This is a genomic window from Pseudomonas sp. CMR5c (genome assembly GCF_003850545.1).
GTDB classification, from domain to species: Bacteria; Pseudomonadota; Gammaproteobacteria; order Pseudomonadales; family Pseudomonadaceae; genus Aquipseudomonas; species Aquipseudomonas piscis.
In genome coordinates, this window is sequence record NZ_CP027705.1 from 2378380 (window position 1) to 2393925 (window position 15546).

Consider the following 15546-nt stretch of genomic DNA (forward strand, 5'->3'; position numbering starts at 1 on the left):
CGGGGCGATAGCGCGGCTGTCTTGCCGCCCGTGCCGAACCCCTCGCAGCCTTTGTAGCCGCTGTCGCGCCTGCGAGGCCGCGTACGGTCGCGCAGCGCCCGAGAGGCGTGCGGCGCGGTGTGTCAGGCGCAACCTTGAGTCAGGCGGAACCTTGAGTCAGGCGGAACCTGGAGCCAGCCGTTGCGGCCTGTAGCAGCGGCTACAGGCCGCCGCTGCTGGATCGAGGGGTGGCGGGGTGGTCAGAGGCTGACGCCCAGCGCCTGCAATTGTGTGCGGGTCTGCTGCGCGTTGAGGTGGTGGATGGCATTCCAGCCCAGTGCCCGGGCCGCGACGATGTTCGGTTCGTGGTCGTCGATGAACGCCAGTTCCCCGGGGGCGATGTCCGGCAGGTGGGCGCGGATGCGTTGCACCGTGGTGTGGTAGATCGGCGGCTCGGGCTTGAGCTGCCGCTCCTGGCCGGAGACCACGATGTCACGGAAGCGCCGCAGGAAGGGGTAGTTGTCCCAGGCATGGGGGAAGGTCTCGCGGGACCAGTTGGTCAGGCCGAACAGCGGCATTCGCGCCTGGTGCAGTTCCTCCAGCAGGGCCACGCCGTCGTCCAGCTGCCCGCGCAGCATTTCCACCCAGCGCCCGTAATAGGCTTCGATCAGCGGTGCCTGTTCGGGGTGCTCGGCCACCAGGCTGCGGGTCGCTTCGGCCAGGCTGCGACCGCCGTCCTGCAGGGTGTTCCAGGCCTGGGTGCAGATGGTGTCGAGGAACCACTGGCGACGCTGGTCGTCGGGGATCAGTCGCCGGTACAGATGATGGGGACTCCAGTCGAACAGCACGCCACCGAAGTCGAAAACCACAGCACGAATCGTCATGAACATTTCCTGAAGCGGTTGAGGGCCAGGGCGTCATCCTGCGGTGCCGGGTGGTGCATTGCAATGCAACCGCGCCATTGGTCCGGTCGACGGCACCCTCGCGGCGCACGACGATCTATGTCTTTAACCGTCGTCCAGTCGCCCCGAGCAGGAGGAGCCCCATGAGCACCAAGCCACCCACCGGGCCCAGTTCGTCCGAGCACGCCAGCGGCCGCCATGAGCCGGGTTTCGACCCTGACTCGCCGGATCTCGAGGACCCCCAGGTAGATCCGGTGGGTCCGGCCAGGGCGCCGCTGGACCGACCACGCCCCGAGCACGAGCGCAAGCGCTCCCGGGCCTACGACCCCCTGGCCAACCTGAAGAAGTGAGCCGTCGCGCCGACATGTGGCAGTCGCCATAGCGTTGGGCGGGTGTAAGGTGGACCGGCCAGCCCCAGGCTTGCTGACGAGAGGGAGGTGTGTATGAGTACGCCACTGCTGAACAAGATGCAGATCAATGGCTATCAGGTACTGAGCGTCAATAACGGACCCTGGAAGGTCTGCACCCCGGGCGACCGGCTTGCCACCTTCGGCACCCGGGAAGAGGCCCTGGCCTTCGCCGCTGCCTTGCCGGTGCGCAAGGACCGGCCCAGGCCCGCCGCACGATAGCTGACTGGCAACGAGAAGTGATGCCGATCAGTTGCGGAGCTTGTAGGAGCGAGGCTTGCCCGCGATGGACTTCAGGGCGCTGCGTTTACCCCGTAAACATGCGCTACCAACGCCCATCGCGAGCAATCGAGCGTCGCCCGGCTGCTCCTACAGGAGATCACCTCGCTTGAATGATCAGCATGACGGTTCGTCCGGGCTTTTCGTTGGCGAGTGCCAGCGGTGGTCGGTGACGCTCGCTAGTCGAGCCCAGCCACTGGCGAGAGGCTTGCTCGGCGATATTTGCCAAAGACCACCCGCGCCAGCAACGCCAGGACCAGGGTAGCGCTGGCGCCGTAGCCCAAGACCCAGCCGATTCCCTGCATCAATGCGCTACGCGCCAGGTCGATGGAAACCCCCAGTGCTTCACTGGCCCTCAGGTTGCCTGCGCAGATAGCGTCCACCAGGGCACGGTCCACCTGGACCCCAAGATGGACCAGGCTTTGCTCCAGCGACCAAGAGACTCCCAGCCCCAGGATCAATCCCATCACGGCGATGTTGATGGACAGCGAAATCATCCGCGCACTGAATTCCATGCCAGAGGCCATGCCTGCGCGCTCCGCTGGGAGAGCCCCGGTGGCGGTGTTGGTGACGCAGGTGGTGGTCAGGCCGACTCCCGCGCCTGCCAGTAGACAGCCAGGCAGCAGACTGGCCCAACCGGCGTAGGACGTGGTGGCGACAAGGCCCAGGAGTCCAAATCCCAGGGCTATGGCAAACATCCCAAGGGGGATCACCCAGCCAGGGCCGTGCTTGGCCAGCATCTTCTCTGCCAAGGGCGGCACGAGGCAGATCGGCAGCGTGTAGGTGAGTACGATCAGCCCGGACTGCACACCGTCATAACCCAGTGCCGACTGCAGGTAGAGGGGGAAGTAGATGATAAAGGGCCAAAAGCTGAAGTTCATGGCGCAGGCCCCCAGCAGGGCTCCAGAGAAGTTGCGGATACCAAAGGCCTTGAAATCGAAGATGGGTCGTTCGGTCCGGCGCTCGATCACGACGAAGAGCAGCAGGCAGGCGAAGCTGGCCGCCAGCACGCCCATCGCCCCGGCACTCCCGAGGCCGAGCTCCTGGCCCTGGGTGATCAGGTAGACGCAACCGAATACCGCCAGTGGCAAGGTGATCATGCCGCCGATGTCGGTACGAGTGGCCTGGGGGTCGGTCGACTCTTCCACCCCGCGTTGGGTCAGGACAAGGGTGAGCACCGCCAGGACCACATGGATCAGGAACACCCATTGCCAGCTCGAAACCGCCAGGATCGCCCCGCCAACGACCGGACCGGTGCCCAGGCCCAAGCCGAAGACCACGCCCCAGCAGGAGAACGCTACGCCCCGTTCGGGGCCTTCACGAAACTGCTGGGAGAGGATCGCTACCTGGCAGGCCAGCATTCCCGCGGCACTGACGCCCTGGCCGAAGCGCGCGGCAATCAGCAGCGGGGCGCTGCTGGCCAGGCCGCAGACCAGTGACGCCACGCCGAAGGCCGCGACGTTGAGCATGAACAGGCGCTTGCGGCCATAGCGGTCGGCCAACGCGCCCATGGCGATGAGCATGGCGCACATCGCGATGGTGTAGGCGTTCATGATCCATTGCAGTTGTCGGAAGTCGGCGGCCAAGGTGTGTTCAAGCGTGGGCAGGATGGCGGGGATGCTGGTGATTTCCAAACCTAGCATGGTGGCGGACAAGCAGACCGCCAGCAGGGCGATCCGATTTCTGGATGATGCGATTGCGATCATTGCGCGTTTCACTCCTATCGACTCAGCGCGGGTGAAGGTAACCCCAGGACGCCTGGGCAGCGCTGAGCAAGCGCTAGTGATCCTAAGCGCAACGAAATAGAATGACCTGCCATATCTATGACAACAATTTGGGATGGTTCCATGGTCGCCAACTTCACCCTGGACGTGGACTCGGTCCGGGCTTTCGTGGTCATCGCCGATTCGCAGAGTTTCACCCGTGCTGCGCAATTCCTGGGCACTACCCAGGGGGCGCTCAGCGTCAAACTCAAGCGCCTGGAAGACAAGCTCGGGCATCGTCTGATCGAGCGCACTCCGCGCCACGTCAGGTTGTCCACCAAGGGTGAACTGTTCATCGAATCGGCTCGGGACTTTCTCGCGGCCCACGAGCGGGCGCTGGCCAACCTCGCGACCCAGCGCAAGCATCTGAAGCTCGGCATGGCTTGCCATGTCATGGGGCCGGAGATCACCACATTGCTGGCTCGGTTGAAATCCATGGACCCGGGCTTGTCCATCGAGGTACGGCTCGACAGCGTCGGGCCACTGCTCGATGACTACGACGCTGGAGCGCTGGATGCGGTGATCATTCGCGACTGTGAAGATCGCCGTGACGGCAACGTGTTGTGCGTCGAAACCTTCGGCTGGTTCGCCGCCGCAGACTTTGAATTCAACCGGGACGAACCCTTGCGTGTCGCCAACCTGAGCCCGCAATGCGGCGTGCGGGATCTTGCTGCAATGTCGCTCGATCGTGCCACCATCCCTTGGATCGAGGTGTTCGTCGGTGGCGGGGTGTCCGCCGTCATCGCGGCGATTTCTGCCGGGCTGGCGGTGGGCGTCTTGCCTTGCCGCCTGGCTCCGGCAGAACTGGTGGAGGTCTCTCAGCGTTTCGACCTGCCCGGCCTGCCATCGTCCAAGCTGGTGGTGCATTCCAAGCTGTCGGACACCCGCACCCGTGAATCCCTTCGTGTCATCGCCAGCGCCTTTCGCGAACCGCGCAGCTAGGCTCGGAAGGCGCCGCCTGCTCAGGCCTTGGGGGCGTTGGCGTAGGGTTTTCGATCCGCTGCGAATACCCGCTCGGCGAGGAAGTCGACGAGCACCCGGACCTTCGGCGAAGGGTGCTTGCTGGCGGGCCAGAGTACGTGGAACGTCCCGGTGCGCTGCACATGCTCGGCCAGCACCCGGCATAGGCGGCCGTCGGCGAGGAATTCACGCACCGAATATTCCGGCAGGAAGGCGATGCCCCGGCCTTGGCGGGCGAAGCACACCCGGGTCTCGATGTCGTTGCAGATCATCGTGGTGGGCAGCCGGGAGGCCAGGGCATCGCTGCCGCGTCCCATGGGCCAGATATCGAGCTTGCCGCTATGGGGAAAGCGAAAGTGCAGGCAGGCATGCTCCAGGAGATCGGCCGGCACCTGGGGTGTTCCCCGTTGGCGCAGGTACTCGGGGGATGCCACCAGGATCGACTGGAAGTTGCCCAGCTTGCGCGCGGACAGCCGCGAATCGCTGGGCTGGCCGGTGCGCACCACGGCGTCGAAACCTTCGGCGATGACATCCACCAGGCGGTCGGTGAAGTCCAGGTCCAGCTCGATCTGCGGGTAGGCCTGCATGAAATCCCCCAGCACCGGCAACACCAGGGAGCTGACCACCGGCAGGCTGATCCGCAAGCGCCCGCGGGGCGTGGCGGAGGTTTGCGACAGCTCCATCTCGGCCGCCTCGATCTCGGCCAGGATGCGCCGGCTGCGTTCCAGGAACAACGTGCCCTCGGCCGTCAGGGTGACGCTGCGGGTGCTGCGGTGGAACAGGCGCACACCGAGCTTTTCTTCCAGCCGGGCGATGCTCTTGCCGATGGCCGACGCCGAAGCGCCGAGCAGGCGGCCGGCGGCTACGAAACTGCGGGTCTCGGCGACTTGTACGAAGACCGTGAAACCGTGAAGGCTGTCCATGAATGCTCCCTGATTGCGGAATTTTCTTTCCGCATAGCGCGGAACTCTAGCCTGGTTTTTCCTGATTCCTAAGCCCTCTATGGTGCGGATGGTCAACACATCACGAAACCGGAGGCTGCCTTGCCAATCACCCATCGATCCTTTCCCCGCGACCGGAGAGCTTGCTCATGAGCGTCACAGCTGCACTTTGCCAGGAGTCCCGGACGGCCCCGGCGGATGAGCGCCTGCCGTTGCCGGCGCTCATCGCCCTGGCCCTGGCGGCCTTCATCACGATGCTCACCGAGACCCTGCCGGCCGGCCTGTTGCCACAGATCGGCGCCAGTCTCGGGGTGGCCGAAGCCCTGGCCGGCCAGCTCGTCACCTGCTACGCCCTGGGCTCGCTAGTGGCCGCGATACCGCTGACGGTGGCGACCCAGGGCATGCGCCGCCGGCCGTTGCTGTTGTTGGCGCTGGCCGGTTTCGTCGTCGCCAACAGCATCACCACCTTCTCTGCCAGCTACCTGCTGACCCTGCTCGCGCGCTTCCTCGCGGGAGTGTCGGCCGGCCTGGTATGGGCGCTGCTGGCTGGCTACGCCGCGCGCATGGTCAGCGACCGCCTGAAGGGGCGGGCGATCGCCGTGGTCATGACGGGCACGCCGCTGGCCCTGTCCCTGGGAGTGCCGCTGGGCGCCTGGGTCGGCACCCTGGTCGGGTGGCGGCTGTGCTTCGCCGTCATGAGCTTGCTGGCGCTGCTGCTGATGGCCTGGATCCAGCTCAAGGTGCCGGACTATCCGGGACAGGCCCCGGGCCGGCGCCTGCCGGTGGCGCGGGTCTTCGTCATCCCCGGGATTCGGTCGATCCTGTTGGTGGTGCTGGCGTTCGTCCTGGCGCACAACATCCTGTACACCTACATCGCTCCGTTCCTGGCCGATGCCGGCATGGCCGAGCGCACGGACCTGGTGTTGCTGGTGTTCGGCGTCGCCTCGTTGCTGGGCATCTGGATCATCGGGATGCTGATCGACCGGCACCTGCGGCGACTGACCCTGGCCAGTACCCTGGGATTTGCCGCCACCGCGCTGGCCTTGAGCATCGCCGGTCACGAGCCGGTGGTCATCTACCTGGCGGTCGCTACTTGGGGCCTGGCGCTGGGAGGCGCGGCGACGCTGTTCCAGACTGCGTTGTTCCAGGCGGCGGGCGAGGCTGGCGATGTCGCGCAATCCATGACCGTGACGGTCTGGAACCTGGCAATCGCCGGTGGTGGCATCGTCGGTGGAATCCTGTTGCAGCACTTCGGGCCCCAGGCCCTGGCCCCGGCCCTGCTGGTGCTGCTGGCGGTCACCTGGATCGTGATCTGGCGGGCCAGGCAGCACGGCTTTCCCCCGGCCGCGAACTGAACCGGCGCGAGCCTGGACGCTGCGGCGCACACCGGTTTCGACCGGGCCGCTGACAGGCGTCAGTCGACGATCACCCGCTCCTCCGGACCACCGCCCAGGCATACGCTCAACTGCTCGCCCGCCTTGTTGAATGCGCAATAGGGCAGGGCCCGCTGGCGCATGGTGTTCAAGGGAGGAAGAATGAACAGCGCCGCGAGGATCAATGCCCAGACGGTGCGCAGGAACAGCTCATCGGCGCTGGTGGCCGCAGGGCGTGGTGCCAGGCGTCGTCGGCGCAACAGTTGCACGCCGCTGTAGATGAAGGCGCAGCCAATGGCCATGGCGTAGTCCAGCTCCCGGGCCATGGGGCTGAACATCAGGTTGCCGTCGGCATCGTCCGGGTAGTTGATCCGCCACCAGGCGCCCAGCAGCAAAGGCGCCACGCCGGCACCGATCCAGGCCAGGCGAGCTCCGGGCATCCGGGTCAGCAAGGCCAGGCCCAGGCCCAGGGCACACACCAGCCAGATGCTGAGGTACAGGATGAAGCCCATTGAGCCGCCGAACAGGGTGCCGCCGACATCCCGCGGGACAATCAATTGCACGTCACAAAACACCATCAGCGCCAGCGGCGCCGCGACGGCGACCCAGCACAGGGGGTGGTAGAGCCAGGACCAGAGGGTGAACAGGCGGGGCATGGGCAAACTCGATGAAGGTGAAGGGTGGTTGCGGTGCAGGTTCAGGCCAGTGCCAGTGCACTGCCGACGGCGAACAACAGCAAGGCCAGGCTGATGCCCAGCAGCGGGATGCGAAACCAGTAGCGGATGGCCAGGATCCACAGCCCGGCGAGGAAGGCCAGGCCCAGGTACAAAAGCCCCGGGGCCTGTTGCAGCAGCTCGGGATGCAGCCAGGCCAGGTAGCCATAGACCAGGCCAAAGAGCATGGCGCCCAGGCTATGGCTGGCGTTGAAACCGATCCAGGCGCGCCACAGGCTGGTCTGGGCGCTGATCACCGGGGCGACCGCGCGCATGCGTTCGGCCAGGGCCGGGTCGCGGGGCTGGAACTTGTCGGTGGCGAAGGTGTAGATCAGGTGCAGGGTACCGAGCAGCAGCACGATGGCTGCGCCGGCGACGAGCAGGGCAGGTGCCGACACGGTTCATCCTTGGGTGGTGGGCAGGGGCGCCGAGTATGCCGGGGCGCCCGGGGTTTTGCACCTGCTGGTGCAAGGGCCGGGCAGGGCGTCGCACGCCCGGCCCGATGCTTCAGAACTGCTCGTCGGCGAGGCTGAACAGCGGCGAGCTGCCGGCACGGATGCTCTGCTCCAGACCAAGGATGCGCGGCAGCAGGCGGCTGAAATAGAAGTCCGCAGTGCCAAGCTTGGCGCTGTAGAAGCGTTCGTCCTCGGCGCGCTTGTGCCCGGCCACCTGGGCCATGCGCGCCCACAGGTAGGCGTAGGCCACATGACCGAACAACTGCAGGTACTCGACGCAGGCGCTGCCCACGGCGTTGGGGTTCTGCACGGCCTGTTCGCACAGCCAGTCGCTGAGTCCTTCCAGGCGCTGCACGGCATCGAGCAGTTGCGCCGAATAGGCCGCGCCGGGCAGGTAGGCGTAGTCGCGGATCTCGCCGGTGAACAGGCGCAGGGCCACGCCGCCGTTGGCCACCACCTTGCGCCCCAGGAGGTCCAGGGCCTGGATGCCGTTGGTGCCTTCGTAGATCTGCGCGATGCGCACGTCGCGCACCAGCTGCTCCTGGCCCCACTCACGGATGTAGCCGTGGCCGCCGAACACCTGCTGGCCCAGCACGCAGCTGTCCAGGCCGTTGTCGGTGAAGAACGCCTTGGCCACCGGGGTCAGCAGCGCCACCAGGGCTTCGGCGTTGTGCCGCTCATGGGGCTGGTCGGCGAACTTGGCCAGGTCCAGCTGCTGGCCGACGTAGCTGGCGAAGGCCCGGCCGCCCTCGGTCATGGCCTTCATCGACAGCAGCATGCGCCGCACGTCCGGGTGGTTGATGATCGGGTCGGCGACCTTGTCCTTGGCCACCGGCCCCGACGGGGCCCGGCTCTGCAGGCGTTCGCGAGCGTAGGTCCGGGCGTTCTGGTAGGAGTTCTCGGCGCAGCCGATGCCCTGGATGCCGATGGACAGGCGCTCGTAGTTCATCATGGTGAACATCGCCGCCAGGCCCTTGTTGGCCTCGCCCACCAGGTAGCCGCTGGCGCCGTCGAAGTTCAGCACGCAGGTGGCCGAGCCCTTGATCCCCATCTTGTGCTCGATGGAACCGCAGCTCACGGCGTTGGCCTGGCCCAGGTTGCCGTTGGCGTCGACGTGGATCTTGGGCACCAGGAACAGCGAGATGCCCTTGGGCCCGGCCGGGGCATCCGGCAGCTTGGCCAATACCAGGTGGATGATGTTCTCGGTCAGGTCCTGCTCGCCGCCGGTGATGAACATCTTGCTGCCGCTGATGCGGTAGCTGCCGTCGGCCTGGGGTTCGGCGCGGGTGCGGATGATCCCCAGGTCAGTGCCGGCGTGGGCCTCGGTCAGGCACATGGAACCGGCCCAGCGGCCTTCGTACATCGCCGGCAGGTAGCGCGCCTTGAGTTCCTCGCTGGCGTGGGCGTCGATGGCCAGGCAGGCGCCGGAGCTCAGGGTCGAGTACAGGGCGAAGCTGGAGTTGGCGCCGTAGAGCATCTCCTCGAACTGCACCGCGAGCATCTTCGGCATGCCCATGCCGCCATAGGCCGGGTTGCCGCCCAGGCCGACCCAGCCGCCCTGGATATAGGTCGCGTAGGCCTCCTTGAAGCCTGCGGGGGTGCGCACCTGGCCGGCGTCCCAGGTGGCGCCTTCTTCATCGCCGCTGCGGTTGAGCGGGGCCACCAGGGTGGCGGTGACCTTGGCGGCTTCCTCGAGGATCGCATCGGCGGTGTCGCCGTCCACGATGTCCGCCAGGGCCGGCAGCCGGGCCCAGAGCTTGGGGGCGTTGAACACTTCATGCAGGACGAAGCGCATGTCGCGCAGGGGAGCGTTGAATTCGGGCATTGCAGGAAACCTCGTGCAAGGGTGAAGGTTGCACGGCCGTGGCCGCGTGATTCAAAAGGGGCGGGCCCCGCGAACATGCCGGGGCCAGCATGCGCGGGGATCTTGGGTTCAGGCTAGAGGTTTTTCGCCATGTCGCGCAGGACGAACTTCTGGATCTTGCCGGTGGAGGTCTTGGGCAACTGGCTGAAGACCACGGTGCGCGGCACCTTGAACCCCGCCAGGTGCTCGCGGCAGAAGGCGATGATCTGTGCTTCGCGCACGTCCTGGTGGTCGGCCTTGAGGGTGATGAAGGCGCAGGGTGTCTCGCCCCATTTTTCGTCGGGCCGGGCCACTACCGCCGCTTCCAGCACCGCCGGATGGCGATAGAGCACGCCTTCGAGTTCGATGGTCGAGATGTTCTCGCCTCCGGAAATGATGATGTCCTTGAGCCGGTCGCGGATCTCCACGTAGCCGTCCGGGTGGGTCACGCCCAGGTCGCCGGTGTGGAACCAGCCGCCTTCGAAGGCTTCGGCGGTGGCGGTGGGGTTCTTCAGGTAGCCCTTCATCACCGTGTTGCCGCGCATGAAGATCTCGCCGATGGTCTGGCCGTCCCGGGGCGTGGGTTCCAGGGTCTTCGGGTCGGCCACCATCACCCCTTCCAGGGTTGGGTAGCGCACGCCCTGGCGCGCCTTGATCTGCGCCCGCTCTTCCAGGGGCAACGGGTCCCAGGCGGCGTGCCAGGCACACAGGGTCACCGGGCCGTAGACCTCGGTCAGGCCGTAGACGTGGGTGACCTGGATGCCCATCTCTTCCACGGCGCCGATCACCTTGGCCGGTGGCGCGGCCCCGGCCACCATGGCCTTGACCGGGTGGTCGATGGCCGCCTTGGCCGATTCCGGCATGTTCACCAGGGCATTGAGCACGATGGGCGCGCCGCACAGGTGGCTGACCTGGTGTTCGCGGATCAGGTTGAGGATCTTCTGCGGGTCGACCCGGCGCAGGAATACGTGGACCCCGGCCAGGGCGGTGACGGTCCAGGGGTAGCACCAGCCGTTGCAGTGGAACATCGGCAGGGTCCACAGGTACACCGGGTGGTTGCCCATGGCCCAGGTCATCTGGTTGCCCAGGGCGTTGAGGTAGGCGCCGCGGTGGTGATAGACCACGCCCTTGGGATTGCCGGTAGTGCCGGAGGTGTAGTTCAGGGCGATGGCCTGCCACTCGTCATCCGGCCACTGCCAGGCGAACTCCGGGTCGCCCTCGGCGAGGAACGCCTCGTAGTCCAGGTCGCTGACCGGCTGGCCCTCGCCGTACTCCGGATCGTCGAGGTCGATCACCAGCGGCGGGTGGTCGAGCATGGCCACGGCGGCCTGGATCACTGCATGGAACTCGCGGTCGGCGATCAGCACCTTGGCCTCGCCGTGGGCCAGCATGAAGGCGATGGCTTCGGCGTCCAGGCGCACGTTGAGGGCGTTGAGCACGGCGCCGATCATCGGCACGCCGAAATGCGCCTCGAGCATCGCCGGGATGTTGGGCAGCATCACCGCCACCGTGTCGTTCTTGCCGATTCCGCGCCCGGCCAGGGCCGAGGCCAGGCGCCGGCAGCGGCTGTAGGTCTGGGCCCAGGTGCGACGGATCGAACCATGGACCACCGCCGGGTAGTCCGGATAGACCGCGGCGGTACGCTCGATGAAGCTCAGGGGCGAAAGGGCGATGTGGTTGACGGCAGACGGCGCAAGGCCTTGCTCGTAGATGGACATGGTTCGGGCACCCGGTGGCTGATTGTTAGCTCTATTGACCGAGGCGCTCGTTGGCGCCTCGGTGACTTATCCGGAGGCTTTTATATACTGTTTGCGGATTGATATGGAAGTAATACCTGAGTTGTATAGTATTAATACTATATTGGTTGCCGATGATCCCTAAAGGTCCAACGATGATGCAAAGCTCCCCTCACTTGAGCCATTGGCTGCGCCAGCAGCGCGAAGGCCACCTGCCGGATTCGCCCTGGCTGGGCCATGACCCGCAGCCCAGTGCGCTGCTGGATGCCGAGGCCCGGCCGCTGGATCTGAACCCGGCGCTGCGCCAGTGGCTGGAGGGCGCGACAGGGGATGGGGTGGCGGCCTGGCTGCCGGTCAACCACCCGGCCCTGGTGCGGGCCTGCCTCGACCAGCAACGGCCGATCGAGGACGTCGAGGCCCAGTGCGGCGAGCGAATCCTGCTCTGGACCTTCATCCCCGATTCGTATCGCCAGCGGGTCCTGGCCCGTTGCCGCGAGGCCACCACCCAGGTGCAGGCCGAGCGCGAGTCGGCCAGGGCCCGGCGGCTGTATCGGCTGATCACCGAGAACACCACCGACCTGATTTCCCGGCACACCCCCGACGGCTGCTTCCTCGACGCCTCGCCTGCGTCCTGGACCCTGCTCGGCTACTGGCCCGAGGAGCTGCGCGGCATGCCCGCCCGCAGCCTGTTGCACAGCCGCGGGCTGGCCGGGCTGATGCAGCGCACCGGGGATGCCCTGGAGCAGGACGGCTACCACACCATGACCTATCGCATCCGCCATCGCGACGGCCACTACCTGTGGTTCGAGACCGCCTGCCGGGCGATCCGCGAGACCTACACCGGGGCGGTGGTGGAGGTGGTGGCGGTATCCCGGGACATCACCGCCCGGGTCCAGGCCGAGGAGAACAAGCGGCGCCTGGCCGAGGTGGTGGAAGCCAACCCCGATCCGGTGCTGTTCGTCCAGCCGGGCGGCAGCGTCACCTACCTCAACCCGGCCGCCCGGCGCGCCCTGGGCCTGGAGCCCGCGCAGGTGATACCCGAGCTGGCGGCGATCCTCAGTCCGGCGGTGCTGCAAAGCCTGCAGCGAGAGGGCTGGGAATGCGCCGAGCGCACCGGGCGCTGGAGCATCGAGACTCGCTTGCAGCCGCCCTCGGGCGGTGACTCGGTGGCGGTGTCGCTGATGCTCCTGGCGCACCGGGCGGCCAGCGGCGAGCGCTTCTATTCCCTGGTGGCCCATGACCAGAGCGAGCGCGAATTGCGCGAGGCCCAGCAGCGTCATCACCAGGACGAGCTGGCCCATACCGCGCGTTTGGTGACCCTGGGCGAGCTGGCCTCGGGCATCGCCCACGAGATCAACCAGCCGCTGGCGGCGGTGGTCAACTATGCCAATGCCAGCCAGCGCTATCTGCAGGCACTGGACACCCAGCCCCAGGCCGCGCGGAAGGTGGCCCAGGGCCTGGAGCGGATCGCCGAGCAAGCGACCCACGCCGCCGAGGTGATCAAGCGCCTGCGGGCGTTCCTGCGCAAGGGCGGGCGGCGGCTCCAGGCCCTGGACAGCGCCGAGGTGGCCCGGGAAACCGTGCGCTTGTGCGCCTGGGAAGCCCAGGCGTGCCAGGTGGTGATCGAGCTGCGCCTGGCGGATAATCTGCCGCCGGTCTACGCCGACCGGGTGCTGCTGGAGCAGGTGCTGCTCAACCTCTTGCGCAACGCCATCGAGGCCAATCGCGAGGTCCATGCGCAACAGGCCTCGCAGATCGTGCTCCAGGCCGTGGCCGGCGCCGAGGGTGGGGTCTGCATCAGTGTCAGCGACCAGGGCCCCGGGGTTTCTACCCAGCAGCTGGAGCAGTTGTTCACCCCGTTCTACACCAGCAAGGCCAATGGCCTGGGCCTGGGGCTGTCCATGAGCCGCAGCATCGTCGAGGGTTTCGGTGGCGACTTGCAGGCCCGGCCCCAGGCCCGGGGCCTGCGCATGGACTGCCATCTGCCGGCCACGGCCCCGCTTGAGACCGACCCATCCATTTCCCCGAATACAGGAGCAAGGCCATGACGAGTGCGACGCAGCAGTTGGTGTACGTGGTCGACGATGACCCGGCCATGCTCGACTCCACGGTCTGGCTGCTGGAGTCGGTGGGCCTGGCGGCCGTGCCCTTCACCAGTGGCCGCGAGTTCCTCGAGCATTGCGACCCGAGCCGCAACGCCTGTGTGCTGCTGGATGTACGCATGCCCGGCATGGGCGGGTTGAATGTCCAGGAAGAGCTGCGCCAGCGGGAAATCGACCTGCCGCTGATCTTCGTCAGTGGCCATGCCGACGTGCCCATCGTGGTCCGCGCGTTCAAGGCCGGGGCGGCGGACTTCATCGAGAAACCCTACAACGAGCAACTGCTGCTCGATAGCGTGCAGCAGGCGCTGAACCGCGCCGGCAGCCGCCAGCGCCAGGGCGCCGGGCAGGCCCGGGTGATGGAGCGCCTGGAGAGCCTGACGCCCCGGGAAAAGGATGTGCTGCTGCCGCTGGTGCGGGGCTATACCAATCGCGAGATCGCCGAGCAGCTGGGGGTCAGCATCAAGACCATCGACCTGTACCGCTCGCGGGTGATGAAGCGCATGCAGGCCGAGCATCTGCCGGAGCTGGTGGGCATGGCCATCGCCGCCGGCCTGGTGGACCCGCTGCAATTGCGCTGAGGCCTGGCCTCAGGCCACGGCGCTGTGGCTCGGGCCTGTGCCCAGCAGGCGTTCGATGGCACCGCTGAGCAGGTTCTCCAGCAAGGCTTCGCGCTCGCGCTCGCCCAGGGGCTGTTCCTGGAACCAGCTGGGGGCGGTATTGAGCAGGTTGGCCACCGCATGGGCGGTGGCCCGGCGCGCGGCTTCCCCTTGCCCGACCGGCGTGCCCAGCAGTTGCAGCAACTGCTGTTCGTAGCCTGCGCGCAATTGCTCGACGCGCAACTGCTGGTCGGGGTTCAGGCAGCCGCTGTCGCGCTCCACCAGGCGAAAGTGCTGGGGCAGTTCCCGGTGCAGTTTCAGGTGGGCGCGGATCAGCGCCACCAGGCAGCCGTCCTGGAGCTTGCGCCGCTGCAGGCGCTTGAGGGTGCCGTGCAGCTCGTCGAAGAACTCCTCGATCAGGTCCAGCAACAGGTGCTGCTTGCTCGGGTAGTGGTGATACAGCGAACCCGGCGTCAGCCCCAGGTGGCTGGCCAGCTCGCGCATGCCGACCTGGCCGAAGCCCTTGCTGGCGAAGAGCTCCAGGGCCTTGTCGCGGCTTTGCGCGAAGCGCGAGCAGCGTTCAGCCATAGGCATGGAAGCCACGTCCGGTCTTGCGGCCCAGGTAGCCGGCGGCAACCATTTCCTTGAGCAGCGGGGCGGGGCGGTACTTGCTGTCGTTGAAGCCGTCGTAGAAGGCTTCGAGGATCGCCAGCAGGGTGTCCAGGCCGATCAGGTCGGCCAGGGCCAATGGGCCGATCGGCTGGTTGCAGCCCAGGCGCATGCCGGCGTCGATATCCTCGGCGCTGGCCAGGCCTTCCTGGAACACCAGGATCGCCTCGTTGATCATCGGCACCAGGATGCGGTTGACCACGAAGCCCGGGCGGTTGCCGGCGGTGATCGCGGTCTTGCCCAGGCGCTGGGCCATGTCCATGGCCAGGGCGTGGGTCGCATCGCTGGTCTGCAGGCCACGGATCACTTCGATCAGGCCCATGACCGGCACCGGGTTGAAGAAGTGCAGGCCGATGAAGCGCTCCGGGGCGCTGACGCTGGCCGCCAGCTGGGTGATGGACAGCGACGAGGTGTTGGAGGCGATCACGCACTCGGGGCCGACCTGGGCGGCGATCTGCTGCAGCACCTTGAGCTTGAGCTCGAGGTTCTCGGTGGCAGCCTCGATCACCAGCTGGACATCCTTGAGCGTGGCGTAGTCGGTACTGATGCGGATGCGCTCCAGGGTCGCGAGCTTCTGCTCCTCGCTCAGGCCGCCCTTGGCCACTTGCCGGTCGAGGTTCTTGCCGATGGTGGCCAGGGCCTTTTCCAGGGCGGGCTGGGCGATGTCCAGCAGGGTCACGGCAAAGCCCGCCTGGGCGCAGACCTGGGCGATACCGTTACCCATGGTGCCGGCGCCGATCACACCGATGTTCGCAAGATTCATCTTCAGCTCTTCCTTTGTTCGTTGCCTTCGCGGAGCATGGCGGCCATGCCTTGCACGGCCCATTG

Annotated in this window: 15 protein-coding genes; 6 read left to right on the top strand and 9 right to left on the bottom strand. The window is 66.7% G+C overall.

The genetic code is table 11. From position 1 onward, the window contains the following. Positions 1 to 239: 239 nt before the first annotated feature. Positions 240 to 863, bottom strand: coding sequence for an HAD family phosphatase (locus C4K40_RS11155; RefSeq protein WP_053138506.1), 624 nt, complete (start codon positions 861 to 863; stop codon positions 240 to 242). A 161-nt stretch (positions 864 to 1024) separates the two neighbouring features. Here C4K40_RS11155 and C4K40_RS11160 point away from each other — a divergent pair, with 161 nt between their 5' ends. Together C4K40_RS11160 and C4K40_RS11165 are read left to right on the top strand one after the other, a co-directional pair. Further along, complete coding sequence (locus tag C4K40_RS11160; RefSeq protein ID WP_022643570.1) at positions 1025 to 1231, top strand: DUF6021 family protein; 207 nt, start codon at positions 1025 to 1027, stop codon at positions 1229 to 1231. A 93-nt stretch (positions 1232 to 1324) separates the two neighbouring features. Then, the gene (locus tag C4K40_RS11165) at positions 1325 to 1510 is read left to right on the top strand and encodes a hypothetical protein (protein WP_022643571.1); all 186 of its coding nucleotides are present in this window, start codon (positions 1325 to 1327) and stop codon (positions 1508 to 1510) included. A 236-nt stretch (positions 1511 to 1746) separates the two neighbouring features. Here C4K40_RS11165 and C4K40_RS11170 read toward each other — a convergent pair whose 3' ends face one another. Further along, positions 1747 to 3273, bottom strand: coding sequence for an MFS transporter (locus C4K40_RS11170; RefSeq protein ID WP_053138485.1), 1527 nt, complete (start codon positions 3271 to 3273; stop codon positions 1747 to 1749). Between the two features lie 141 nt (positions 3274 to 3414). Between C4K40_RS11170 and C4K40_RS11175 the strand changes: the two genes are divergently transcribed. Continuing rightward, positions 3415 to 4272, top strand: coding sequence for a LysR family transcriptional regulator (locus C4K40_RS11175; RefSeq protein ID WP_053138483.1), 858 nt, complete (start codon positions 3415 to 3417; stop codon positions 4270 to 4272). A 20-nt stretch (positions 4273 to 4292) separates the two neighbouring features. On the opposite strand, the gene C4K40_RS11180 is transcribed toward C4K40_RS11175, so the two are convergent. After that, a complete protein-coding gene (locus tag C4K40_RS11180) occupies positions 4293 to 5213 on the bottom strand; it encodes a LysR family transcriptional regulator (protein WP_022643572.1) in 921 nt (306 codons plus the stop codon). 167 nt (positions 5214 to 5380) lie between these two features. On the opposite strand from C4K40_RS11180, the gene C4K40_RS11185 reads away from it, so the two are divergent. Further along, positions 5381 to 6586, top strand: a complete 1206-nt coding sequence (locus C4K40_RS11185; protein ID WP_053138481.1) for an MFS transporter — start codon at positions 5381 to 5383, stop codon at positions 6584 to 6586. 59 nt (positions 6587 to 6645) lie between these two features. Here C4K40_RS11185 and C4K40_RS11190 read toward each other — a convergent pair whose 3' ends face one another. From C4K40_RS11190 to C4K40_RS11205, 4 genes are all read right to left on the bottom strand, one after another. Further along, complete coding sequence (locus C4K40_RS11190; RefSeq protein ID WP_022643575.1) at positions 6646 to 7260, bottom strand: hypothetical protein; 615 nt, start codon at positions 7258 to 7260, stop codon at positions 6646 to 6648. A gap of 41 nt (positions 7261 to 7301) precedes the next feature. Beyond that, positions 7302 to 7715, bottom strand: coding sequence for a hypothetical protein (locus tag C4K40_RS11195; protein ID WP_053138478.1), 414 nt, complete (start codon positions 7713 to 7715; stop codon positions 7302 to 7304). A gap of 109 nt (positions 7716 to 7824) precedes the next feature. Further along, a complete protein-coding gene (locus C4K40_RS11200) occupies positions 7825 to 9597 on the bottom strand; it encodes an acyl-CoA dehydrogenase C-terminal domain-containing protein (RefSeq protein ID WP_053138475.1) in 1773 nt (590 codons plus the stop codon). A gap of 113 nt (positions 9598 to 9710) precedes the next feature. Then, positions 9711 to 11333, bottom strand: coding sequence for an acyl-CoA synthetase (locus C4K40_RS11205; RefSeq protein ID WP_022643578.1), 1623 nt, complete (start codon positions 11331 to 11333; stop codon positions 9711 to 9713). Between the two features lie 176 nt (positions 11334 to 11509). On the opposite strand from C4K40_RS11205, the gene C4K40_RS11210 reads away from it, so the two are divergent. Then, positions 11510 to 13399, top strand: a complete 1890-nt coding sequence (locus tag C4K40_RS11210; RefSeq protein ID WP_053138503.1) for a PAS domain S-box protein — start codon at positions 11510 to 11512, stop codon at positions 13397 to 13399. Beyond that, positions 13396 to 14031 (top strand): response regulator transcription factor, encoded by a 636-nt coding sequence (locus C4K40_RS11215; protein ID WP_022643580.1) that lies wholly within the window; start codon positions 13396 to 13398, stop codon positions 14029 to 14031. The genes C4K40_RS11210 and C4K40_RS11215 overlap by 4 nt, the downstream gene beginning before the upstream one ends. A 9-nt stretch (positions 14032 to 14040) precedes the next feature. Here the strand turns inward: C4K40_RS11215 and C4K40_RS11220 are convergent, their stop codons facing one another. Together C4K40_RS11220 and C4K40_RS11225 are read right to left on the bottom strand one after the other, a co-directional pair. Next, positions 14041 to 14637, bottom strand: coding sequence for a TetR/AcrR family transcriptional regulator (locus tag C4K40_RS11220; RefSeq protein ID WP_053138474.1), 597 nt, complete (start codon positions 14635 to 14637; stop codon positions 14041 to 14043). Then, on the bottom strand, positions 14630 to 15481 hold the full coding sequence (locus C4K40_RS11225; protein WP_053138472.1) for a 3-hydroxybutyryl-CoA dehydrogenase: 852 nt from the start codon (positions 15479 to 15481) through the stop codon (positions 14630 to 14632). The genes C4K40_RS11220 and C4K40_RS11225 overlap by 8 nt, the downstream gene beginning before the upstream one ends. Positions 15482 to 15546 lie beyond the last annotated feature (65 nt).